The organism is Halorussus rarus, assembly GCF_003369835.1.
Lineage (GTDB): Archaea > Halobacteriota > Halobacteria > Halobacteriales > Haladaptataceae > Halorussus > Halorussus rarus.
This window is the reverse complement of record NZ_QPMJ01000002.1, coordinates 259,690-280,664: the sequence shown is the minus strand read 5'-3', so window position 1 is coordinate 280,664 and position 20,975 is coordinate 259,690. Positions and strand designations below refer to the sequence as shown.

At 68.0% G+C, this 20,975-nt stretch carries 23 protein-coding genes; 7 read left to right on the top strand and 16 right to left on the bottom strand.

What is annotated here, in order from left to right:
- Window positions 1-99 precede the first annotated feature (99 nt).
- Together DVR07_RS09655 and DVR07_RS09650 are read right to left on the bottom strand one after the other, a co-directional pair.
- On the bottom strand, window positions 100-282 hold the full coding sequence (locus DVR07_RS09655; protein ID WP_115796779.1) for a hypothetical protein: 183 nt from the start codon (window positions 280-282) through the stop codon (window positions 100-102).
- Between the two features lie 249 nt (window positions 283-531).
- On the bottom strand, window positions 532-1,065 hold the full coding sequence (locus tag DVR07_RS09650) for a hypothetical protein (protein ID WP_115796777.1): 534 nt from the start codon (window positions 1,063-1,065) through the stop codon (window positions 532-534).
- 616 nt (window positions 1,066-1,681) lie between these two features.
- Here DVR07_RS09650 and DVR07_RS09645 point away from each other — a divergent pair.
- A complete protein-coding gene (locus DVR07_RS09645; protein WP_115798306.1) occupies window positions 1,682-2,482 on the top strand; it encodes an aldo/keto reductase in 801 nt (266 codons plus the stop codon).
- Between the two features lie 21 nt (window positions 2,483-2,503).
- Here DVR07_RS09645 and DVR07_RS21485 read toward each other — a convergent pair whose 3' ends face one another.
- From DVR07_RS21485 to DVR07_RS09635, 3 genes are all read right to left on the bottom strand, one after another.
- A complete protein-coding gene (locus DVR07_RS21485) occupies window positions 2,504-2,656 on the bottom strand; it encodes a hypothetical protein (protein ID WP_162829499.1) in 153 nt (50 codons plus the stop codon).
- A gap of 349 nt (window positions 2,657-3,005) precedes the next feature.
- On the bottom strand, window positions 3,006-4,037 hold the full coding sequence (locus tag DVR07_RS09640) for a hypothetical protein (protein WP_115796775.1): 1,032 nt from the start codon (window positions 4,035-4,037) through the stop codon (window positions 3,006-3,008).
- Window positions 4,030-4,248, bottom strand: a complete 219-nt coding sequence (locus DVR07_RS09635; RefSeq protein ID WP_115796773.1) for a hypothetical protein — start codon at window positions 4,246-4,248, stop codon at window positions 4,030-4,032. The genes DVR07_RS09640 and DVR07_RS09635 overlap by 8 nt, the downstream gene beginning before the upstream one ends.
- A 310-nt stretch (window positions 4,249-4,558) precedes the next feature.
- Between DVR07_RS09635 and DVR07_RS09630 the strand changes: the two genes are divergently transcribed.
- Together DVR07_RS09630 and DVR07_RS09625 are read left to right on the top strand one after the other, a co-directional pair.
- The gene (locus DVR07_RS09630) at window positions 4,559-5,626 is read left to right on the top strand and encodes an mRNA surveillance protein pelota (RefSeq protein WP_115796770.1); all 1,068 of its coding nucleotides are present in this window, start codon (window positions 4,559-4,561) and stop codon (window positions 5,624-5,626) included.
- A gap of 4 nt (window positions 5,627-5,630) precedes the next feature.
- The gene (locus DVR07_RS09625; RefSeq protein ID WP_115796768.1) at window positions 5,631-6,059 is read left to right on the top strand and encodes a hypothetical protein; all 429 of its coding nucleotides are present in this window, start codon (window positions 5,631-5,633) and stop codon (window positions 6,057-6,059) included.
- A gap of 1 nt (window position 6,060) precedes the next feature.
- On the opposite strand, the gene DVR07_RS09620 is transcribed toward DVR07_RS09625, so the two are convergent.
- From DVR07_RS09620 to DVR07_RS09600, 6 genes are all read right to left on the bottom strand, one after another.
- The gene (locus DVR07_RS09620) at window positions 6,061-6,309 is read right to left on the bottom strand and encodes a glutaredoxin family protein (RefSeq protein ID WP_115796766.1); all 249 of its coding nucleotides are present in this window, start codon (window positions 6,307-6,309) and stop codon (window positions 6,061-6,063) included.
- Between the two features lie 74 nt (window positions 6,310-6,383).
- Window positions 6,384-7,055 carry an alpha/beta hydrolase gene (locus DVR07_RS09615; RefSeq protein ID WP_115796763.1) on the bottom strand — a complete coding sequence of 224 codons (672 nt, stop codon included), beginning with the start codon at window positions 7,053-7,055 and terminating at the stop codon, window positions 6,384-6,386.
- Window positions 7,055-7,186 carry a hypothetical protein gene (locus tag DVR07_RS22500; RefSeq protein ID WP_255457513.1) on the bottom strand — a complete coding sequence of 44 codons (132 nt, stop codon included), beginning with the start codon at window positions 7,184-7,186 and terminating at the stop codon, window positions 7,055-7,057. The genes DVR07_RS09615 and DVR07_RS22500 overlap by 1 nt, the downstream gene beginning before the upstream one ends.
- A gap of 106 nt (window positions 7,187-7,292) precedes the next feature.
- Window positions 7,293-8,132 carry a BKACE family enzyme gene (locus DVR07_RS09610; RefSeq protein ID WP_115796762.1) on the bottom strand — a complete coding sequence of 280 codons (840 nt, stop codon included), beginning with the start codon at window positions 8,130-8,132 and terminating at the stop codon, window positions 7,293-7,295.
- A 2-nt stretch (window positions 8,133-8,134) separates the two neighbouring features.
- On the bottom strand, window positions 8,135-8,470 hold the full coding sequence (locus tag DVR07_RS22355) for a hypothetical protein (protein WP_115796760.1): 336 nt from the start codon (window positions 8,468-8,470) through the stop codon (window positions 8,135-8,137).
- A gap of 142 nt (window positions 8,471-8,612) precedes the next feature.
- Window positions 8,613-9,401 (bottom strand): MBL fold metallo-hydrolase, encoded by a 789-nt coding sequence (locus tag DVR07_RS09600; protein ID WP_115796758.1) that lies wholly within the window; start codon window positions 9,399-9,401, stop codon window positions 8,613-8,615.
- A gap of 92 nt (window positions 9,402-9,493) precedes the next feature.
- Between DVR07_RS09600 and DVR07_RS09595 the strand changes: the two genes are divergently transcribed.
- The gene (locus DVR07_RS09595; RefSeq protein WP_115796755.1) at window positions 9,494-10,297 is read left to right on the top strand and encodes a GIDE domain-containing protein; all 804 of its coding nucleotides are present in this window, start codon (window positions 9,494-9,496) and stop codon (window positions 10,295-10,297) included.
- A 277-nt stretch (window positions 10,298-10,574) separates the two neighbouring features.
- Window positions 10,575-13,337, top strand: coding sequence for an ATP-dependent helicase (locus tag DVR07_RS09590; RefSeq protein ID WP_115796753.1), 2,763 nt, complete (start codon window positions 10,575-10,577; stop codon window positions 13,335-13,337).
- Window positions 13,338-13,364: 27 nt separating this feature from the next.
- On the opposite strand, the gene DVR07_RS09585 is transcribed toward DVR07_RS09590, so the two are convergent.
- The 3 genes from DVR07_RS09585 to DVR07_RS09575 form a co-directional block, all read right to left on the bottom strand.
- Window positions 13,365-14,660, bottom strand: a complete 1,296-nt coding sequence (locus DVR07_RS09585; protein ID WP_115796751.1) for a lactate racemase domain-containing protein — start codon at window positions 14,658-14,660, stop codon at window positions 13,365-13,367.
- Window positions 14,661-14,734: 74 nt separating this feature from the next.
- Entirely contained in the window at window positions 14,735-16,051 is a 1,317-nt protein-coding gene (locus tag DVR07_RS09580; protein ID WP_115796749.1) for a methyl-accepting chemotaxis protein, read from the bottom strand.
- A 123-nt stretch (window positions 16,052-16,174) separates the two neighbouring features.
- The gene (locus DVR07_RS09575; RefSeq protein WP_115796746.1) at window positions 16,175-17,239 is read right to left on the bottom strand and encodes a M20/M25/M40 family metallo-hydrolase; all 1,065 of its coding nucleotides are present in this window, start codon (window positions 17,237-17,239) and stop codon (window positions 16,175-16,177) included.
- 163 nt (window positions 17,240-17,402) lie between these two features.
- Here DVR07_RS09575 and DVR07_RS09570 point away from each other — a divergent pair, with 163 nt between their 5' ends.
- Together DVR07_RS09570 and DVR07_RS09565 are read left to right on the top strand one after the other, a co-directional pair.
- A complete protein-coding gene (locus tag DVR07_RS09570) occupies window positions 17,403-17,714 on the top strand; it encodes a hypothetical protein (RefSeq protein ID WP_115796744.1) in 312 nt (103 codons plus the stop codon).
- Between the two features lie 121 nt (window positions 17,715-17,835).
- On the top strand, window positions 17,836-18,114 hold the full coding sequence (locus tag DVR07_RS09565; RefSeq protein ID WP_193570125.1) for a hypothetical protein: 279 nt from the start codon (window positions 17,836-17,838) through the stop codon (window positions 18,112-18,114).
- Between the two features lie 33 nt (window positions 18,115-18,147).
- On the opposite strand, the gene DVR07_RS09560 is transcribed toward DVR07_RS09565, so the two are convergent.
- On the bottom strand, window positions 18,148-19,905 hold the full coding sequence (locus tag DVR07_RS09560) for an adenine deaminase C-terminal domain-containing protein (RefSeq protein ID WP_115796742.1): 1,758 nt from the start codon (window positions 19,903-19,905) through the stop codon (window positions 18,148-18,150).
- The gene (locus DVR07_RS09555) at window positions 19,902-20,909 is read right to left on the bottom strand and encodes an MBL fold metallo-hydrolase (RefSeq protein ID WP_115796740.1); all 1,008 of its coding nucleotides are present in this window, start codon (window positions 20,907-20,909) and stop codon (window positions 19,902-19,904) included. Before DVR07_RS09555 ends, DVR07_RS09560 begins: the two co-directional genes overlap by 4 nt.
- Window positions 20,910-20,975 lie beyond the last annotated feature (66 nt).

The window sequence follows — 20,975 nt, the reverse complement described above, 5'->3', positions numbered from 1 at the left end:
ACTATTAGCAAGCTCATTATTCTAATCGAAGGCAAGTTTAGTCGACAGTTGCCTCATCTCCATTGTAATGGCCTTCGTTGATGCTGGCTGGACAAGAGATTACGACTCGGTTAGTGCCGAGAACGCTTCGGAGACGTCGTCTCGGCGGATATAAAGCACGACCATCCCAAGGACGAGCAGGCCGACTCCCCACCAGACCGAGTCGCCAGGAATGAGCCAGAGAATGATGCTCACGATGCCTGAGGACAGGAGAGACCAGCCGATTGTGGTCTGATACGCCATAGCTTCAGTTTGCGTCTGTGACGGTTATGCATGACGCCTACTCTCCAGCGGTGTTACTATTTCTGTTCGGCGAACTTGCAGGGTCGCCGCAGGAACTTCGATCACTCCAAATTAGCGATAATCCCACCGCTATCACATCATCGGCAAACCGGGGACGACGAACACCGAGTTATCAAGAGCCGATTCCTGGAAAACACCGCGTGCGGACCGACTCGCTACTATTCTTCGAAGGTATGAATCGGATTCGCACTATCGGATGATGGACGCGAGGTACTTGTGGAGGTCTATCACTCTGTGTGCGATCCCTCGTCGGCGACGCGATTTGGCGTCGATCGCAATGCCGTGACTCTCGATCCACCGCCGTATTTGACGACTACCGGCTTCCCGCTCGATGCCGACCTGCCGGAGGTGTTTGATCGGGTGTCGTAGCCAGTTGTACTCCTCGTGGGCGAACACGTCGATGTACTCCGGCGAGTGGGCGATGAGAATGACGTGAATCTGTCTGTCGGCCAGCAAGGACCGTCGATACGTCCAGCTACCGTTCGGCTCCGCCCCCACCGGCGGCTGGTGATACCACGCCAGCGGGTCCCACTCGAACCCGTGTTCCTGGAGCGTCTCCGTGAACTCGTCCAGCGGCTGCTGGACGGTACCGACGTATCCGGTATCGCGAAGGCGGAACTCGGGCTGCCCGAGAGTTCGCGCAAGTCGAGTGAGACAGGGACCGACCCGCTGTCTTACGCGGTAGGGAACTTCCGGTTGGAGTGTCTCGACGATGGTCCGCATTTGACGGCCGTTGGGTTTCCAGTGCCTCAAATGTACTGCCGACCCGGCAAAACACAAGCGAAGTGAGCGACACCACTCACGGCGGCCGCCGCACCGAGGAAGCACACCAATCCCGACGTTGGAACCGGAGCCGAAACGAACCGGTCACCTCCACGAGTCGACCGTCCCTGCCAGAACTCCGAAGTACGTCGTCGTCAAAGAATACCTCGTGCTCCGTAGAGGGACTGATACTCGAAAGTGGCACGTACAGATTCAGGATGACCGCGGTGATCTTCTGCGGAAGGCCACCCCGTTCGTTCTCGCGTTTCTCGTGGCCTTTTTGCTGGCCAAACGGCGCCATAGCAGTGAGAGCGCCGGGGAGGCGGAGCGCGAACAGGGGGACCTAACCGACGCCCTGGTCCAGATACGCCAGCGGATGCCACCCGTCGGAACCGGAGGTATAGCGGACGAAGGGAGGACCGAGCGGCTCAGTCCCGTGGTGAACACGGAGCAGGTCGAACGCCGAACGCGGAATGCCGGCGAAGAGCGGAACTCCGACAGCACCGGGGCCGTTGATGTACCGACAACCGGCATCGACGCAGACGTCGCCAACTACTCCCCAGCCTCGACCCGCGGGATGCCGATGCTTGGCATCGGCACCTACAACCATGCGGACTACGATGAGTGCTACGAGAACGTCAAACAGGCTCTCGACGTCGGATACAGGCACATCGACACTACCGAGCAGGTCGAGGCGTATTACAACGAGGAGGCGGTGGGCGATGCTGTCGCCGCGTCGAGCGTGGCTCGCGACGATCTGTTTGTGGCCACCAAGGTTCCGCCGGCAGACCTCGACCAGTACGGCGTCCGACACAGCGCCGAGGAGAGCCTCGACCGCCTCGGTCTAGAGTACGTGGACCTCCTGTACGTCCACTGGCCCACGGGCAAGTACGACCCGGTGGAGACGCTCGATGCATTCGCAACACTCCGAGAGGAAGGCCTCATCGAGGAAATTGGCGTGAGTAACTTTACTGTCGACTCGCTCGAGGAGGCCATCGACGTCGCCGACGCGCCGATTTTTGCGAATCAGGTCGAGATGCACCCGCTGTTCCCGCAGGAGGACCTGCGGGAATTCTGCTCCCAAGACGGTGTGGACGTGGAACTCGTGGCCTACTCGCCCATCGCTCGTGGCGATGTCGAACACGTTACGGAGTTACAGGAGGTCGCGAGGAAACACGGCGCGACACCCCAACAGGTCAGCCTCGCGTGGCTTCGGGAGAAGAACGTGACCGCTATCCCCAGAGCGACGACCACAGACCACCTTCGAGAGAACTGGCTGAGTCTCGCCCTCGAACTCGACGACGAGGACGTGGCAAAACTCGATGCCATCGAGGAGCGCGAACGCATCGTCGACCCCGATGATTCCCCATGGGATTGATACGGTTCGACGCCGGTCGAATCAATTCTGACTCGACGCAATCGACCCAACGTATTTGCCGATCGTGGTGGCGGTCGCGATCGGGATAATCCTCCTCCCGCTCGCAGTATCGGTCACCTCCCTGCTGTGAATCGCGACGGTGTCGCCATACACGGTATCGATTGAAACGTTCATGCCACCCGAAGAGTCGATTTAAGGTGACCGATTGATGCCCGGACGACCGACTCCCTGGACATCTTCGATGAGTTTCCTTCTTGGAGTTCGGAATTAGTATGGCGCGACACTGCCGGGTCAATAGTGAGTGCAAGACATTTACGCTCTGCATTAATCGCCTCAACTCACGGGAAATTCGTTCGGTGGAGTAAGAGTATCAGTGACCCATCCGTGGTGCGTATTGTGCGTAACAGACTGCGAAAACAGTTGTCCAAGACTAACTAATCTGTGCGTATTGATTGGATGATCTTGTCCTTCAATTTCTCCGTCTCTGCAACCGTTGAAAGCTGTTTCTCCCGGCGTCAACTCCTCAATCGCTCGTATACGATTGCCGGAGGACAAACGGGCCAACTGCGAGCGTGCGCTTGGCCACGAACACGATGCGGAGAATGTACGAGAGGAATGTCAGGAAGGGCACGAGCGTGATGGTGAAAGCGGCTCCAACCACCCACGTGATGTTTGGGACACCGAGCGTCACGCCCGGGACCGTCTCGCCGCCGACGAACGCGACCATCGACCCAGCCACGACAAGCGCCGGGACCGCCGCGTACAGGATGTACCGCGAGAGGTCGATCAGCTCCCACTGAAAGTACAACGTCTTGATCTGCTCGCGGGCCGGCCCGAACATGGTCAGCGCTGTCTCCAGGTCGTGGAACGCCTCCTGGTCGTCCTCATCGAGGCTGTCGGCGAACTCGCTGGTGAGGCGTTCGATCTGGTAGAGCTTCCAGTCGTAGTTGAAGTCGAGTGCCGACGCCACCACGTCGAACGTGCCGAACTGCGCCTCGTCGAGTTCGTCCACGACTGTGTCCACGTTATTCCGAAGGCTGTTGAGGAACTCCGCGACCTGCTGGCGGAGGTCCTCATCGTCGTTGTCTGCGAGTTGCGCTTCGAGGGCGTCGGCCCGACGCTCGGTCGCTTCGAGGAGCTGCCCGAGGAACTGCGCCGGGTCGGCTTCGGGCGGGTCCTCGAAGAGGTTGGTGGCGTAGGTCCGGAAGTCCATCGCGTCGCTCATCCGCTGGCGCTGGTCGCCCAACGGTCCGTTTTCTTGCGAGATGACGAGCTGGCTGATGGTGACCACGAGGGTCGTCCCAGTGACGATGGTGCCGATCGTGGCCGAGAACATGGTCTCGATGGTGTCTGACGACCGAAGCAGGACCTGCAACGAGGGGAAGGCGACGATGCTGACGAGAATGAAGGCGACGAAGACGCTCACTGCGACCAAGCTGGTGACGACGAGCCGATTGCCGCCGAACAGGAACCAGCTGTACGGCCGATTCAACTCGATGCGTTCCCGAAGCGTGTTCGCGGTTCGAACTTCGTTTGACCCGCCGGAGTCACTCATGGTGGGACTCCGTGTCAGCTTCGGAAGTAGGTCGCCTGAAGATGAAGAACTTGGTTCCACCGCCGACGTAGTCGATGGTCTCGTCGAGTTCCCAGCCATCGTCAGCAACCTCGTTGAGCAGGCCTGTCGGGTCACAGGCTTCTTTTTGTGAGGGTTCGCGTGGCGGCTCGACGACGCGATACTCCCACTCGGGCGGCCTGTTCGAAGCCATACCCGATAGGATACCAGTCTCGATTAGCTAAATCTGGTGGCAGGGTGCCACCGCAAGCTCATAGTAGTGACTTCCGAGCAATACACGCCCTATATTCAACATGCGCCACTAAATACCATATATGATAAGAAGGCGCATGGTCAATTCGCACCACGTATTACTCACGCCACTACTGTCCGTCCCGAAGGGTTTCGATAAAACCGTGCCGGACTATCGGACCCGGACTGCCGGACCCCCGCGCCGGGTCGCGGCTGGGAATCGGGACGGAGCGACCGCAGGTCACTTATCGGCCGCCGGACCACGCTAACGTATGAGAGTAACCGACCGTCACCGCGTCGAGGGAGGCCGCGAGCGCATCACGCTCGTCCCCGAGAGCCTCGACGACCTCTGGCACCTCACCTACGTCCTCGAACCCGGCGACCTGGTCTCGGGCGACACCACCCGGCGCATCCAGCGCAAGGACGACCAGATGCGCGACACCGGCGGCGAGCGCGAGCACATGCACGTCACGCTCGACGTCGAGGACGTCGAGTTCCACAAGTTCGCCAACAGGCTCCGCATCAGCGGCGTCATCGAGGGCGCGAGCCGGGAGGACCAGCTCGGGATGCATCACACCCTCAACGTCGAGGAGAACAAGGAGATCGACGTCGAGAAGGTGTGGAAGCCCGACCAGCTCGACCGGCTCGAGGAGGCAGAGGAGGCCACCGACAACCCCGACGTCGCCATCGTGACCGTCGAGGAGGGCCAGGCCCACATCCACACCGTCGCCCAGTACGGCACCGAGGAGCGCGCCGAGTTCACCGGCACCACCGGGAAGGGCGAGTACGCCCGCGGCCGGGACGAGCTGTTCGCCGAACTCACCAGCGCGCTCGGCCGACTCGACGTCGACGCCATCATCCTCGCCGGGCCGGGGTTCACCAAGCAGGACGCGCTCGACTACGTCGAGGAGAACGCGCCCGACCTCACCGAGAAGATCACGACCGTCGACACCAGCGCGGTCGGCGACCGGGGCGTCCACGAGGTGCTCAAGCGCGGCGCGGTCGAGGAGGTCCAGAAGGACACCCGCATCGCCGAGGAGGCCGAGCTCATCGACGAGCTCACCCGGCGCATCGGCGAGGGCGCGAAGGTCGCCTACGGCCCCGACAAGGTCGAGGAGGCCACCGACTTCGGCGCGGTCGAGCACCTCCTGCTGCTCGACGAGCGCCTGCGCGAGGAGCGCGGCGCCGAGGGCGAGTGGCCCTTCGACGTCAACGAGCTCATCACGACCGTCGAGCAGAAGGGCGGCGAGGTGACGGTGTTCTCCGGAGAGTTCGCGCCGGGCGACCAGCTCGCGGGGTTCGGCGGCATCGCGGCGCTGCTGCGGTACCGGCTGGAGTGAACCGATGGCGATGGAAGGATGGGAGCGCTGGCTCGACCACCTCTTCTTCGCCGGCCTGGAGATATCGACGCTCTCGATTCCGGCGCTCGTGCTCCTGCTGTTCGCGACCCCGCAGGGGCCGGTCGCGCTCGCGGGCCTCACCGCTATCGCGGTCTCGTCCGTCGCGGCCGCGACGTTCCGGGGCGGGTGGATCGACGTCGGCGAGTGGCCCCGGCCCGGCGACCCCTACACCCTGCCCCTGCGGTCGGCCTACTACAGCGCGACCGTCGCCGGGGCGGCGTTCCTCGGGGCGGCCACCGACGCCGCGGTCGGGACCCCGTGGGCCGTCGTCGCGACGAGTGCGGCGGTCTCCGTCGCCGGCACGGCCGCCCTTCCCCGGGCCCTCTCGGGGGTCCGGTCGCTGGCGGACCGGCTGGCCGCGGCCCGGCTCTGAGTCAGTCGCCGAGGCGCGACCGAAGCGAGACCGCGTCGACCCGGTACTTGAACTGCGGCCTCCCGTCGACGAGCACGTAGGGGACGCGTTCGCCGTACTCCTCGCGGAGCTCCGGGTCCTCGTCGACGTCGACCACCTCGACAGACACCTCGGCGTCGACCTCGTCGGCGACCTCGTCGACCGTTTCGATGGCGTCCTCGCAGAGATGACACGCTTCGCGGGTGTAGACGGTGACCGTGTGCTCGCTCACGTCGGAATCGAAGGCTCCGTCGGTTGGTATCGGTGACGGTTCGACGTCGCAACCGGTACCGGCGCGTTCCTTCCTCACTCAGCGTCCGCCAGGTCTTCGACCATCCGAGTCACGTACTCGGTCTCGTCCCGGTTCACGCCGTGGCCCATCCCCTCGTAGATGCGCTCCTCGACGTCTGCGTCCAGGTCCTCGAACACGTCGCGGGTCTCGTGGACGCGCTCCAGCGGGATGTGGGGGTCGCTGTCGCTGCAGCCGAGGAACACCGGCGTCCCGTCCAGAGTTCCGTCGTAGTCACGCGGGGTCCCGTCCGGCCCGATGACCCCGCCGCTGAGCGCGGCCAGCCCGCCGTACCCTCGGGCGTTCCGGGCGACGAACTCGCTCGAGAGGCAGGCGCCCTGCGAGAAGCCGACGAACATCGTCCGCTCGGCCGGGATGCCGGCGTCCGCTATCCGCTCGCGGAGGTCGCCCAGCCAGTCCAGCGCCGACGAGAGGCTCGGCTCGTTGTCCTCGATGGGCGCCATGAACGAGTTGGGGTACCAGGTCCGGCCGCGGGCCTGGGGCGCGAGGTAGGCGACGCCCTCGGCGTCGAACTCGCCGGCCATCTGGAGGATGCTCTGGGCGGTCGCACCTCGGCCGTGGACGAACACCACCGCGGCGTCGGCGTCTTCGAGGTCTGCTCCGGCGGTGGCGACGTCCTGTCCGGCGTGGGGGTCGTCGTGGCCCGCGTGGGGGTTGCGTCCCGCCATCACTCGCCCTCCGGCGGGGCGACGAACTCGCTTCCCGGGACCTCCTCGTCGACGCCGGATCCCGGGCGTTCGATGCAGGTGTTCGTGACGTAGTTGCTGCTCGCGAGCGGCGGCGCGTCGGTGTCGGTCATCGCGTGGACGTAGCCCGAGCGCGGCCTTCAGCCTTGCCGGACGGAGTGGTAAGCTGGTGACGCGTCCGTCACCGACCCCTCACAAATGCAGAATCTCGTCGGTTCCTCACAGATTCAGTATCTCGCGAGCTTCGTCGGGTGTCGCGGGGTCGCGGCCGAGCGTCCGGGCCAGGTCGGCGGTCCGGGCGACCAGCCGGGCGTTGCTCTCGGCGAGTTCGCCCTTCCGGAAGTAGGCGTTGTCCTCCAGGCCGACCCGGACGTGACCCCCGAGCAGGACACCCATCGTCGTGAGCGGGAGCTGATGGGGGCCGAATCCGAGCGTGTTGAACAGCGCGCCCTCGGGCAGGTTGTCGGCGGCGTTCAGCAGGTTCCGGGGCGAGGGGGGCGACGTGGTGCCGCCGCCGAAGATGAGCGTCGCGTACACCGGCTCGTCGAGGTCGCGCCGCTCCAGCAGCCCCCGGACCTCGTTGAGGTGGCCGTCGTTGAACACCTCCAGTTCGGGCTTGATACCTCGCTCCTTCATCTCGTCGTACAGCGAGTCCACCATCGCCCGGGTGTTCTCGCTGGTGAGGTGGCGGTACCGGTTCAGCGGCCCCATGTCGAGGCTGGCCATGTCGGGCGCCGGGTCGGTCCGGAGCGACTGCCGGCGGGCTTCGAGCGGCGCGGCGGTCCCGCCGGTCGAGTGCTGGACGACGAGGTCGGTCCGCGAGCGCACCTCGTCGGTGGTGGCCTGGAAGCGCTCGCGGTCGAACGACCGCTCGCCGTTGGGCCGCCGGGCGTGGAGGTGGACCACGGCCGCGCCGGCCTCCTCGCACTCGGCGGCGGCTCGGCCGATCTCCTCGGGGGTCTCGGGCAGGTTCGGGTTCGCCTCCTTGCCCTGGACCCCGCCGGTGAGCGCCGCCGTGATGACGACGGGCTCGCCGTCGAGGTAGTCCGCGTAGGCCATCCTCAGTCGCCTCCCGCGCCGTCAGCGTATCCCGGGCCGCTCCCGTCTTCCGCACCTCCTTGGCCGCCCGCGTCGGCCCCTGCCGCTGCCCCCTCGTCGCCCGGCGCCTCGGGTAACCCCTCGACCTCGCGGTAGAACTCGCAGTCCGTCTCGGGGTCGAGGCCGTACCGCCGGTTGCAGACGTCGGCCCGCATCGCCTGGACGAACCGGTCGGCTGCGGTGCAGTAGGCCCGGGGTTCGGCGTCAGAACTGCCGGCGCCGTCGGAGCCCTCGCCATCGCCGGACCCACCCGCCGCCGACAGCGGTCGGTACTCCAGGTACTGACACTGGTCGGTCATGCCGTACGAGATGCGGCGTCGCGGGAAAACAGTTTGGCGCACGGCCGGTATCGCCGGGAGGCTCTCGACAGGCCCGCCCCGTTCTCCAACTCGACGGTTCGCGAGTCGTCCGCGACGCTGATTCCTCCGAACGATGTCGAGCCTACAGCTCGACGGTTCGGAGGTCATCAGCGAACCGCACGTCGCCGTCGTACACCGCCTCGATGGAGTCGAGCATCTCCTCGTGGCGGCCCTCGGTGTGGGGGTAGAGGTGGGTCAGGAAGACCCGGCCGATGTCGGCGCCCGACTCCGCCAGCGCCTCGCCGAGCTGGGTCGGCGTGGGGTGGTTGTCGACGTCCACGTCGTCGGGGAACGAGCAGTCGTGGGCCAGCGCGTCGCAGCCGTCGGCGAAGTTCGGGAGGCCGGCGAACGCCTCGCTGTCGCCGCTGTAGGTGAACCCACCGCGGGACGAAGTCCCGCGAGCCTTCGAGCCTGACTCGGAGACGTCGTCGAACCGGTAGGCCAGGCACGGCACCGAGTGGCGGGTCTCGTACCCCTCGACGTCGAATCCGGCCACCTCGAACTCGTGGGCGCCGACCTCCCGGACTCGGACGTCCATCCGCCCCTCCAGGTAGTCGAACACGCCGAGCAGGTCGTCGACCAGCGCCTTCGTGCCCGACGGGCCCACGACTTCGAGGTGCTCCTCGCCCGCGAGCCACCGGGCCTTCAGCAGCGGCAGGAGGTCGGCCACGTGGTCGAGGTGGTGGTGGGTCAACAGGACCGTCGAGACGTTCTCGTAGCCGATGCCCGACTGCTGGAGGCGGTGGAGCACGCCGCTGCCGCAGTCGACCAGCACGCGCCGGTCGGCCGCCTCGTCGCCGACGACGATGCCGGTCTGGTACCGCTCGCCGGTCGGCATCGCGCTACCCGTGCCGAGGAACGTGACCTGCATGTTCGACTCCCGGGGACGGAGTGGGATAATCGCTTCGGGCGGGGCGGCGACCGCCAGTTATTCGGGGTGCGCCTACATATCGGCGCCCGAATATGCCCTCCCCGTCCCCGTTCTGGACCGTCCTCTCGCTGGCCGCGCTCGCGGCCGGCGCGTACCTGCTGTACGGCGGACTGACGCGGTACCGTCAGCGCAAACTCATGCGGGAGACCCCGACCACCGACATCTGGCACGTCGACCCCGGTCCGACCGAGATTACGGGGGCAGCCAGACCCGTCGACGGGGAGACGATGCGCGCGCCGTTCACGGAGGAGACCTGTCTGGCCGCCGACTGGGAGATCGAGGAGTGGGACGAGAGCGGCAAGCACTCCGACTGGCACACCGTGGGCGGCGGCGTCGCGTCGGTGTCGGCGTTCGCGGTCGAGGACGACACCGGGACGATCCGGGTCCGGCCCGACGGCGCCGACTTCGACCTCGACGAACTCGCCGAGGGGACCATCGAGGTCGGCGGTCCCGACGACCCGCCCGAGCCGGTTCGGGAGTTCCTCGCCTCGGATTCGACGCCGGGCCGGTCGGACGCGCCGCTCATCGAGTCGCTCGACTGGGGCAACCAGGAGGGCGACCGGCGCTACCACCAGCACCTCCTGAAGCCCGGCGAGGAGGTGTACGTCTACGGGACGGTCCACCCCCGCGGCGACGCGGTCGCGCCCAGCACCCCCGAGCAGATGGAGATCCGCGAGGCCGACGAGCGTGAGGAGCCGATGTTCCTGGTCTCGGACCGCCAGCAGGCGGACCTGGTCCGGTCCCGGACGTTCGGCCTCTGGCGGATTCCTGCGGGGTTCGTCCTCGCGGCGGTCGGAATCTGGGTGCTCCTCGCGGGATACGGCGTCGTCGGCTGAGCGCGGGGCTTATTTATAAATATACGAAATTACAGCTGTCTGCGTCCAACACCGAATAGAGTCCATCAACCCGCGAGGTACACTTTCACCGGGTGCCAAAGTATTAAATCAAATTCCAGAACGTCCTGCTTGCAGCGCCGGCCGGAATTGGACCGACCGGACGCGAGCACGGGTGAAGCGTCCGCCGGACGGTCCCGTCGGGCGTTCGAGGCGTCGGTTTCACTTTCACTCCGGCGACCAAACCGTCTTAAGTACCCGCCCCCAACGGTCCGCCAAGATGGGAGCGCGCGAGCTACTGGCGCGCGGGGAGTTCGACTTCGACGCCGAGTCGGTCGCGGTGGACGACGCCGACGTCCTCGAATCGCTGGAACCGGCGGTCAGGGAGTGGTGGGTCGACCAGTTCGGGGCGTACGTCCCCGACAACGGCGGGTTCTTCACGCCGCCGCAGAAGGAGGCCATCCCGCTCATCCACGAGGGGGACAACGCCCTCATCGCGTCGCCGACCGGCAGCGGGAAGACGCTCAGCTCCTTCACCGCCATCCTGAACGAGCTGTTCCGACGGGAGCGCGAGGAGCCCGACGGGCTCGACAACTCGGTGTACTGCCTCTACGTCTCGCCGCTCAAGTCGCTGGCCAACGACATCCACCGGAACCTGGCCGAGCCCCTGGAGGGCATCGCCGCCCGGATGGACGGCGAGCCGTCGGTCCGCCACGCCATCCGGCACGGCGACACCGACGACGCGGCTCGCCGGAAGATGCTGGAGGAGACGCCCCACATCCTCAACACGACGCCCGAGACGCTGGCCATCCTGCTCAACTCCCCGAAGTTCAAGCGGAAGCTCGAGACCGTCGAGTACGTCGTCGTCGACGAGATCCACAGCCTCGCCGACGGCAAGCGGGGCACCCACCTCGCGGTGAGTCTGGAGCGACTCGAGAACATGGTCGAGTCGTCGCCGACCCGCATCGGCTGCTCGGCGACCGTCGAACCGCTCGAGGACATCGCGGACTTCCTCGTCGGCCGGGCGGACGCCGGCGGGGAGTCGGGACCGGGCCGCGCCCGCGACTGCGAGATCGTCGACACCCGGTTCGTCCGGGAGTTCGACATCGAACTCCAGTGTCCGACCGACGACCTCATCGCCACGCCCCGGGACGTGGTCAACGAGCGGTTCTACGACCAGCTCGACGACCTCGTCTCCGAGCACACCAACACCCTGGTGTTCACCAACACCCGGTCGGGCGCCGAGCGGGTCCTCCACAACCTCCGGGAGCGCTACGCCGTCTACGACGAGGACAACTCGGGCTGTCACCACGGCAGCCTCTCGAAGGAGGCCCGCCAGTCCATCGAGGAGGACCTCAAGGCGGGCGCGCTCGACGTGGTGACGACCTCCACGAGCCTGGAACTGGGCATCGACATGCCCCACGTCGACCTCGTGGTCCAGGTCGGCTCGCCGAAGTCGGTCGCCTCGCTGCTCCAGCGCGTCGGCCGGGCGGGCCACCAGCTCGGCCAGACCGTCGCGGGGCGGGTCATCGCGCTCGACCGCGACGAGCTCGTCGAGTGCGCGGTGATGCTCAAGAAGGCCGAGGAGGGGTTCGTCGACCGGGTGTTCGTCCCCGAGGAGGCCTACGACGTGGCGGTCCAGCACGTCTACGGCATGGCCATCAACGACGTCCGGCCCGAGCGGGAGGTCCGCGAGACGCTCCGCCGGGCCTACCCCTACCGGAACTTCTCGGACGACCAGTTCGAGACCCTGTTCCGGTACCTGACCTCCGACTACGAGGGGCTGGAGGACAAGAACGTCTACGCCAAGATCTGGCGCGACGAGAACGACCCGCCGGACGGCGAGTACCACTACCCCGACTACGAGGTGGGCGAGCCCCTGATAGGGAAACGGGGCCGGCTCGCCCGGGTCATCTACATGACAAATATCGGGACGATCCCCGACTCGTTCACGTGCGACGTGTTCACCCGCGCCGACAACGAGTGGGTCGGCGACCTCGACGAGTCGTACCTCGACACCTTAGAGAAGGGCGACGTGTTCGTCCTCGGCGGCCAGCACTTCGAGTTCCGGTACCGCCGCGGGTCGAAGGTGTACGCCGACCGGACGAACGCCCGGCCCACGGTCCCGTCGTGGTTCTCCGAGCGGCTGCCGCTGTCGTACGACCTCGGCCGGTCCATCCTCGAGTTCCAGGGCGACCTCCTCGACCGGTTCGAGAAGCGGGGCAAGCCCGCGGTCCGGGTGTGGCTCCGGGAGTTCCCGCTGGACGAGAACAGCGTCCGGGCAATCGCCCGGATGTTCGACGAGCAGCTCCGGTACGCCGGCACCGGGAGCGTCAGCACCGACAGCCGGCTCGCGGTCGAGGTCGAACTCGACCGCGACGAGTACGAGCGCCACTACTACGTCCACTCGAACTACGGCCGGAAGTTCAACGACGGCCTCTCGCGGGTCGTCGCCTACCGCTGTGCCAACGCCGCCAACACCAACGTCTCGCTGGCGGTCGCCGACCACGGCTTCACGGTGTCGATGCCGCTCAACCGGAAGGTCGACGTGGCCGAGATTCTCCGTGACGTCCGCCCCGAGGACGTCCGGAGCGACCTCCGGGCCGCGCTCGACGGGACCGAGCTCCTCCAGCGGTACTTCCGCATCAACGCCACCCGGTCGCTGATGATCCTGAAGCGCTACAAGGGCTACGAGAAGTCCGCCAGCGAGCAGCAGGTCTCCAGCGAGATGCTGCTGGGGTTCGCCCAGGACCTCGAGGAGTTCGCGGTCGTCGAGGAGACCTACCGCGAGATAATCGAGGACAAACTGGCCGTGTCGGCCATCGAGGACGTGCTCGCCGACGTCCAGGCCGGCGAGGTGTCTGTGGTCACCAACCGGGTCGACGTCCCGACGCCCAGGGCGTTCGGCCTCGCCACCCTGATGGCCAGCGACGTGGTGCTGGCCGAGGACGAGAGCGCCGTCCTGCAGGAGTTCCACGACCGGGTGCTCGAGGAGATCGGCGACGAGCACGAGCGGCCGACCGGGACGTCGGCGGCCCGGTGACGACGGCTCTACCGTCGGCCCGTTCCGCTACTTCTCGACCAGCAGCGTGTCGAGCGCGTCCGGGACCACCAGCACGTCGCTGCCCGGTTCGACCGCGTCCTCGACCGACTCGCGGGCGTGCATCAGACAGTCCTCGACGATTTCGGGGTGTTCGCTGTTCGTCACGGAGAGGTCGTACTCCCGGAGGACCCGCGCCACGACGAAGGCGCGCTGGGCGCCGGGGTCGTAGCCCCGTCGCATCTCCTCGTAGAGCGCCTCGGCGCTCTCGGCCCCGCTCAGCCACTCGTAGAAGCGCCGCTCGCCCGTGCCCTCGCCCGCGCCCTCCTGCAAGCGCGCCGGGACGACCAGCCGACCGTCGGCCCGCAGGGGGTCGTAATCGCCGAGCGCGACGTAGGTCGCGGCCCGGGTCGCCTGGTAGAGGTTGGCGTCCTTGGGCGCGCCGACGCCGGCGACCACCGCGTCGTAGCCACCCTCGACGCCGACCGACAGCGCCGCCCTCGCCGTGTCGGCGAGGTCCCGGACGACCGCTCGGTGGTCGCCCGCGCTGGCGCCGAGGACACCGGAAGACTCGCTCCGCTCGACTTCCGAGGTCTCGTTCGCTCCGCTCACGAGACTCCCTGCCGGCGCGTGGGTGACGTTCAGGCAGAAGTCCACCCCGACGAGGTCGCCGGCCTCGTCGAGCATCTCCCGGAAGGGGTTGCCCGCGACCCGGCCCAGGCGGACGCCCTCCTGGGCCAGCATCCCCGGGCCGTGGGTGTACCCGATGAGCGACTCGCCGCCGCCGCCGACCACGACCGTCTTCGCGCCGCCGGAGAACCCGGCGTACTGGTGGGGTTCGACCATCCCGGTCGAGACCACGGCGTCGGCGTCCGCGACGGTCGGGTTGAGTTCGACCGCGACGGACTCGCCGTCCGGTCCCTCGACTTCGCCGACTCTGCGGGCGGCCCCGGCGTCGTGGTTTTCGGCCAGGTCGGCGTACTCGCCCAGCGCCTCGCGGAGTTCGTCGTCGGTCATCGGCCGGTGGAGGCCGAGCCCCACGACGATGGTGATCTGGTCGCGCTCGACGCCCGCCGCGCCGAGTTCCTCGACCAGCGCGTCCACCAGCACGTCGTCGGGCGTCGCCCTGGTCACGTCGGTCACGACGACGGCGACCTCGTCGTCGGCGCCGACCCGCTCGCGCAGGCGCGGGCCGTGGGGGTCGGCGAGCGCTTCCGCGGCGGCCTCGCACGGGTCGACGGGGTCGCCGCCCGGCGGTTCCGCGACCGTCACGTCGCAGTCGGGGAACGCGACGTCGAGGGTCGAGTCGGCGTAGGGAATCTCCATACCGGTGGTTCGACCGGCGGGACCGTAAATCGTCGCTCCCGGACGGCGTCGCCGAGAGCATCGAGGTCGCCGGACTACTCCGTCACGTCCTCGATGGACGCCTCGAGCGACTCGATGCTCTTCGCGATCTCCCGGACCATCGCCGTCTGCTCCTCGTTGGCGGCCGCGATGCCCTCGACCGAGTCGGAGACGTCCCCGGCCTGGCCGACGACCGTGTCGGTCATGCTGGCGATCTCCTCGGCGCTCGCGGCCTGCTCCTCGGTGGTGTCGGCGATCTGGAAGACGCCGTCGTCGGTCTGCTTGACCGCGGCCACGATGGCCCGCTGGTTCTCGACCACCGTCTCGACGTCGTCGGCGACCTCGTCGAGTCGCCGGTCGTTGGCCTCGATCTTCTCGACCGTGTCGTGAGTCGTCTCGCGGACCTCCGCGACGATCTCCTCTATCTCGTCCGCGCGGTCCTTCGACCGCTCGGCGAGTTCCTTGATCTCGTTGGCGACCACGGTGAACCCGGAGCCGTCACCGTCGGCGCGGGCCGCCTCGATGTTGGCGTTGAGCGCGAGCAGATTGGTCTGGTCGGCGATGTCGTCGATGACCTCGACCACCTCGCCGATGTCGTTGACGCGGTCCTCCAGCTCGCGGGCGTCGGCCGCGACCGCCTCCGACTCCGACGTGACGGTGTCCACGGTCTCGAGCGTGCGCTCGGCGCTCTGGACCGACTCCTCGGCCGATTCCTTCGCCTCGGTGCTCCGGGTGCTCACCTCGTCGGCGCTCGACGCGATCTCCTCGACCGTGGCGCTCAGCGACGACACCTCCGACTGGACCTCCCGGAGGTTCTCCTCCTGCTCGTCCGCGAGGTCGCTGACCCGCTGGGAGTCCTCGGAGACGTCGGCGGTCGACTCCCGGAGTTCGTCGACCGCGGACTCGACCTCGTCGGTCATCTGGGCCTGGAGATTCCGCATCGTCTCCTGCTGTTCGACGAGTTCGGTCACGCGATTGAGGACTTCCACCGCACCCACGACCTCGTCCTCCGGCGTGGTGACGGGTACGCCGAACGCCCTTGCGTGGGCCCGCTCGCCGTCGGCGGTCGCCGCGGATCGGATCTCCTCCTCGCGGATGACCTCGCCGGTCCGGATCACGGTCTCGGCCAGCGTCTCGTCCTCGCCCTCGGTGCCGAAGACGTCGTAGGCGTGCCGGCCGATCACCTCCTCCGCCGGGTACCCCGTCATCTCCTCGGCGCCCCGGTTCCACTGGACGATGTCCCCGCCGCCGTCGACGAGGAACGCGGGTTCGGGGAGGTGTTCGACCAGGTGCTCGAACGCGTGTCGCCAGAACTCGCCGGCAGCGGTGTCCGTGTCCGGACCGACGTGCCGGACTGCGTCGTTGATAGCCATCTGTAACGTTCTTACCGGGTCATCGTTTCGACAACTGGTACTTATCGTATTCGAAGCCAGTGGGCGATTCGGCCTGATTAAGAAAGGTAGCGTCCGGAGAACGGTTGGAGATGATGAACTGTCCTAGATGTCGACCGCGAACCCGTCGCGGCCCGCCGACTCCGCGGCGAACGCCGCCAGCAGGTCGGCCGCGGCGTCGAGGTCCTCGGTGTCGACGACCTCGACCGGGGTGTGCATGTAGCGGTTCGGCAGGCCGACGTTCAGCGACGGGATGCCGCCCTGCGAGGTGTAGAAGGCGTCCGCGTCGGTGCCGGTCGAGCGCCCCGAGGCCTGCAACTGGACCGGCAGGTCCTCGCTCGCGGCGGCCTCGCGGGCGGTCCGGACCACTTCGGGGTGGTTCGACGAGCCGCGGGCGATCACCGGACCGTCGCCGAGTTCGACCTCGCCGTGCTGGTCGCGCTCGTCGGCGATGTCGGGCGAGTCGACCGCGTGGGTGACGTCGACCGCGAGCGCGGCGTCGACCGGGAGGTCGAACCCGACCATCTTGGCGCCCTGCTTGCCTAGCTCCTCCTGGACGGTGCTGACCGCGTACACCGTGGCGTCGACGTCGGCCTCGGCCGCGCGCCGTGCGGCCTCCGCGGCCACCCAGATGCCGACGCGGTTGTCCATCCCGCGGGCCGCCATCCGGGTGCCCTCCAGTTTCCGGACCGGCGTGTCGAAGGTGATGGGATCGCCCACGTCGACGAGTTCCCGGGCCTCGGCCTCGGTCCCGACGCCGATGTCGACGTGCTGCTCGGCCACGTCCTCGATCTCGTCCTCCCCGGTGTCCCGGAGGTGGATTGCGGTCTGGCCGACGACGCCCCGGACCACGCCGTCGTCGGTGTGGATCTCGACGTGCTGGCCCTTGGTGACGGTGCGGTCGGTGCCGCCGACCCGCGAGAGCCGGACGAAGCCGTCCTCGTCGACGCTGTTGACCATCAGCCCGATCTCGTCGGCGTGGCCGGTGAACGCGACGGTGGGGTCGCCGCCGCGTACGACGGCGACCGCGTTTCCGTACTCGTCGGTCCGGACCTCGTCGGCGAACTCCGAGACGTAGTCGACCCAGACGCGCTGGACGTCGGCCTCGAACCCCGACGGACTCGGCGTCGTCAGCAGGCTCTCGAGGAACTCCCGGTTCGACTGGTTCATACCGGGAGATGCGGCCACGCGCTAATGAAACTTCTACTTCGGGTCGGGGCGGCGTCGGGGGTACGAGTGCGCGGCACGGCCACTCTCGGGGGCTGTAGGCTCGCTGCGCCGTCGGGGCCGCCCGCCCCAACCGCTAAGTTCGCGCTCGGCGAATCACCGGGGCATGGGAATCCTCGAGATTCACTTCCACGACTCCGAGTTCAGCTGGTCGATGAATCCCGGCGGCGACGAGGGACGGTCGTTCTCGCTCGGCACAGGCGGATCGTCGGAGGCGTCCGGGGCGACCACGGACGGCGGGTCGACCGGTCGTCCCAGCATGGGGCCGAAGCTCCGGTCGGCCGCGGTGCTGGCGCTGGTCGTCGCCGGGGGCATCGCGTTCAACCGCATCCGAGCCCGACGGGCGCGCGAGGCGGTCGAGCGGGAGACAGCCGAGCAGGAATCGAAGGGACCGTTCTCCCTGCTCCGGTCGCGGTAGTCGCAGGCTCTGCATTCGCCGGGCCGTGGCTCCGACGCTGAAGCCGCCGCCGACAAAATTGGTCGCCGAACTGGGGAATCACCCCCACACTTTTCGCCCGGAGCGTCGAATCTCCCGTGGGATGCCCGAGAGTACCTACTCCGTCTACCTCGTCCAGCGACACGGCGAGCAGGGCGGCAAGCGCGAGGTCACGTCCCCGGTGAGCGGCCACAGGCTGGAGTTCTACGACACCGGCGTGTGGCTCGACCGCGAGACCGGCCGCAACTTCTTCCCGTACGAGCAGATCCGGACCATCCGCGAGCACCCCGAGAGCGAGACCCCCGACGCGTCGGCGGAGGCGTCGACCCCGGAGGCGAGCGGGAGCGACCCCGGCGCCGAAGAGGAGATGCTGGAGGAGTGAGGGAGCGCAGGTCGTCACGCGGGGTGGCGCTCCTCAGGGCGTCAGGCCCACGACCTCGCGGTCGAGGATGTCGGCGTAGCCAGAGAACGACAGTTTCAGCGCCGGCACGCCCGCGAACGTCATAGTTTGGAGCGCCAGCATGGGACGGTCGCCCTCGGCGCCCAGCCGCCGGAGCGCCGCCTCGACGGCGTCGTAGAGTTTCGCAGTCTCCTCGACTTCGAGGTCCGAGCAGACCCCGGCGACCCGGGTCGGCAGTTCCGCGACGACCTCCCCGTCCTCGACGACCGCCCAGCCGCCGCCCATCTCTGCGACGCGGTCGACCGCGGCCCGCATCGCCGCGTCGTTCGTCCCGACCGCGAGGACGCCGGTCGTCTCCCAGACGACGCTGGTCGCGACCGCGCCCGAATCGAGACCGAGGCCGGTGACGAAACCGGTGAAGCTCGGCTTGTCCTCCGGATCGGACCCGTCGTCGTCGTGCGGATTCCGGTCGAGCAGGGTCGCCTTCAGCACGTCGGATTCGGGGTCCGCGACGAGTTCGCCGGCCTCGACGCGCGGCGAGACGGTCGTCTCGCCCGTGACCAGCCCGCGTCGGTGCTCGATGGCCCGGACCTCGCCGGCCTCGTTGACGGCGTCGGCCGGCACCCGGAACCGGTCGGGGTCTGTCGGGACGTTCACCGAGTCGTAGAAGCGGTCGGGGTACTCGTGGGTCCGGGCCGCGACCTTCGACTCGCCCTTGTTGAAGACGACCTCGCCGCCGCTGATCACGGTGGTGACGGTGACCTCGTCGAGGTCGTCGATGAGCACGACGTCGGCGACGCTCCCCGGCGAGAGCGAGCCGACGCCCTCCTCGTCGAGCCCGAAGTGGCGGGCGGGGTTGAGCGTCGCCATCCGGATGGCGTCGGCGGGGTCGACGCCCTCCTCGATGGCCCGGCGGACCACCGCGTCCATGTCGCCCTCGTCGATGAGTTCGCGGGGCCACATCCCGTCGGTCGACAGCGAGAGTTCGGCGGTCGGCACCTCCGGGTAGGCCTCGCCGATGGCCGCGACGTCGTCGCGGATCGAGCCGTAGCGCCCGACGACGTGGACGCCGTTCTCGACGCGCTCGACGACGTCCTCGCCCGTGATGGCCTCGTGGTCGTCGTCGATGATGGTCGCGAACGCCGCGAGCTTCTCGCCCGAGCAGCCGGCGGCGTGGCCCGTGACTGTCTTGTCCTCGGCGTCGGCGCGCTCGTAGAGCCGCTCGGCGGGGGTGTCGCGGCCGACCGCGTGGATCCAGTCGGTCTCGCCGACGCCCACGACGCGGTCGTCGGCCAGCAGGTCCCCGAGGTCGTCGGCCTCCTCGTCGTCGGCCCGCCGGGGTTCGAAGGTGTCGAGCAGCGGCTGGGGCGGGACCACCGCCCGGACGCGGACCGGGAGGTAGGCGGTCGCCGCGAGGAACTGCTCGACGCCCTCGGGGCCGAACGCCGGACCGTAGCCGGTGACCTCCGAGACGACCGTGGTGGTACCGCCCTCTATCGCGTAGTGGTAGGCGTTCTCGAACGTCTGGTGGAGGTCGAGGTGGGTGTGGGCGTCGACGAATCCGGGCGCGACGACGCGGTTCGTCGCGGTGATGACCCGCGTGTCCTCGCCGATGACGGGGTCGGCGTCCTCGGGAAGCGCGGCGACTCGGTCGTCGACCACGACGACGTCGCGGGACTGGAACTCCCCCTTCTCGGGCAGGCAGACCCGGCCGCCCGTGATGACCAGGTCGGCGGTCTCCTCGCCGAGCGCGACCGCCTGGAGGTCGTTCACGCCGTCACCTCCCAGACGACCACGCCGCCCTGCTCCCGGGGCTCGACCTCGCCGCGCTCGTCGAGCACGTCGAGGTGGCCGACCGCCTCGCTCATCCCCGAGAAGTACTCGGTCGCGGGCAGGTCGTCGAACAGGTCGTTCATCACCTCGACCGCGGTGGTCGGGCCCTCGGCGACGATCTCTTTCACGTTCTCGGTGCGCTCCTCGTGGGCGGCCAGCACCTCGTCGATGCGCTCGCTCGGGTTCTCGATCACCTCGCGGTGGCCCGGCAGGAAGCGGTCGAACTCGCGCTCGCGGAGGTCGGCCAGCGAGCGGTTGAACGCCGGGAGGACGCGGGGGCGCTCGCCGCCGTCGGACCAACGGTCCGACGAGGATCGCGAACCGGTGGTTCGCTCACCCCCTTCCTCGACAGGGGGCTGGAGCAGGGGATTGGGCGTGATGTCCGGGAGGACTTGGTCGCCGACCACGGCCCAGTCCTCGCCGTCGTCGGTCTCGTAGGTGAAGATGGTCTCGCCCGGGGCGTGGCCCGCCACCGCCTCGGCGGTCACGTCGGTGCCGGCGACCTCGACGGCATCGCCGTCCTCGAGGACGACGTCGGTCTCGACGCCGGGGGCGACCCGGAGGAACGACTCGGGCAGGTCGGTGACGGTCTCGGCGGTCGAGCGGGCCATCCCGTGGCGCTCGAAGAACTCCACGAAGTACGACTGCTCGTAGTCGAGGCGGGCCTCGAAGTCGGCGATGATGTCGGCCGTCATCGGGCTGGCGACGACCCGGGCGCCCGCCTCGCGGAGCCGGCTCGCCAGCCCGAAGTGGTCGGGGTGCGGGTGGGTCACCAGCACCTGCTCGACGTCGGTGGGGCCGAGTTCGCGGGCCTCGAGGCCGTCGAGCAGCGCCGCCCACGCCTCTTCGCTCCCCGGTCCGGGATCGACCAGCGTCCGCCCGGCGATGTAGGCGTTGACGGGGCCGATCTGGAACGGCGTCGGTATCGAGAGCCGCCTGAACATACGCCCACTGTGGCCGCCGCCCGATAAACAGTTTGTGACACGGAGCGCCGCGTCGGGTCGCTCCCT

What these genes read in the sequence shown, in the direction of transcription:
- DVR07_RS09655 (WP_115796779.1), bottom strand. Translation starts at nt 282, where the DNA reads ATGGCGTATCAGACCACAATCGGCTGGTCTCTCCTGTCCTCAGGCATC.
- DVR07_RS09650 (WP_115796777.1), bottom strand. Translation starts at nt 1,065, where the DNA reads ATGCGGACCATCGTCGAGACACTCCAACCGGAAGTTCCCTACCGCGTA.
- DVR07_RS09645 (WP_115798306.1), top strand. Translation starts at nt 1,682, where the DNA reads ATGCCGATGCTTGGCATCGGCACCTACAACCATGCGGACTACGATGAG.
- DVR07_RS21485 (WP_162829499.1), bottom strand. Translation starts at nt 2,656, where the DNA reads ATGAACGTTTCAATCGATACCGTGTATGGCGACACCGTCGCGATTCAC.
- DVR07_RS09640 (WP_115796775.1), bottom strand. Translation starts at nt 4,037, where the DNA reads ATGAGTGACTCCGGCGGGTCAAACGAAGTTCGAACCGCGAACACGCTT.
- DVR07_RS09635 (WP_115796773.1), bottom strand. Translation starts at nt 4,248, where the DNA reads ATGGCTTCGAACAGGCCGCCCGAGTGGGAGTATCGCGTCGTCGAGCCG.
- DVR07_RS09630 (WP_115796770.1), top strand. Translation starts at nt 4,559, where the DNA reads ATGAGAGTAACCGACCGTCACCGCGTCGAGGGAGGCCGCGAGCGCATC.
- DVR07_RS09625 (WP_115796768.1), top strand. Translation starts at nt 5,631, where the DNA reads ATGGCGATGGAAGGATGGGAGCGCTGGCTCGACCACCTCTTCTTCGCC.
- DVR07_RS09615 (WP_115796763.1), bottom strand. Translation starts at nt 7,055, where the DNA reads ATGGCGGGACGCAACCCCCACGCGGGCCACGACGACCCCCACGCCGGA.
- DVR07_RS22500 (WP_255457513.1), bottom strand. Translation starts at nt 7,186, where the DNA reads ATGACCGACACCGACGCGCCGCCGCTCGCGAGCAGCAACTACGTCACG.
- DVR07_RS09610 (WP_115796762.1), bottom strand. Translation starts at nt 8,132, where the DNA reads ATGGCCTACGCGGACTACCTCGACGGCGAGCCCGTCGTCATCACGGCG.
- DVR07_RS22355 (WP_115796760.1), bottom strand. Translation starts at nt 8,470, where the DNA reads ATGACCGACCAGTGTCAGTACCTGGAGTACCGACCGCTGTCGGCGGCG.
- DVR07_RS09600 (WP_115796758.1), bottom strand. Translation starts at nt 9,401, where the DNA reads ATGCAGGTCACGTTCCTCGGCACGGGTAGCGCGATGCCGACCGGCGAG.
- DVR07_RS09595 (WP_115796755.1), top strand. Translation starts at nt 9,494, where the DNA reads ATGCCCTCCCCGTCCCCGTTCTGGACCGTCCTCTCGCTGGCCGCGCTC.
- DVR07_RS09590 (WP_115796753.1), top strand. Translation starts at nt 10,575, where the DNA reads ATGGGAGCGCGCGAGCTACTGGCGCGCGGGGAGTTCGACTTCGACGCC.
- DVR07_RS09585 (WP_115796751.1), bottom strand. Translation starts at nt 14,660, where the DNA reads ATGGAGATTCCCTACGCCGACTCGACCCTCGACGTCGCGTTCCCCGAC.
- DVR07_RS09580 (WP_115796749.1), bottom strand. Translation starts at nt 16,051, where the DNA reads ATGGCTATCAACGACGCAGTCCGGCACGTCGGTCCGGACACGGACACC.
- DVR07_RS09575 (WP_115796746.1), bottom strand. Translation starts at nt 17,239, where the DNA reads ATGAACCAGTCGAACCGGGAGTTCCTCGAGAGCCTGCTGACGACGCCG.
- DVR07_RS09570 (WP_115796744.1), top strand. Translation starts at nt 17,403, where the DNA reads ATGGGAATCCTCGAGATTCACTTCCACGACTCCGAGTTCAGCTGGTCG.
- DVR07_RS09565 (WP_193570125.1), top strand. Translation starts at nt 17,836, where the DNA reads ATGCCCGAGAGTACCTACTCCGTCTACCTCGTCCAGCGACACGGCGAG.
- DVR07_RS09555 (WP_115796740.1), bottom strand. Translation starts at nt 20,909, where the DNA reads ATGTTCAGGCGGCTCTCGATACCGACGCCGTTCCAGATCGGCCCCGTC.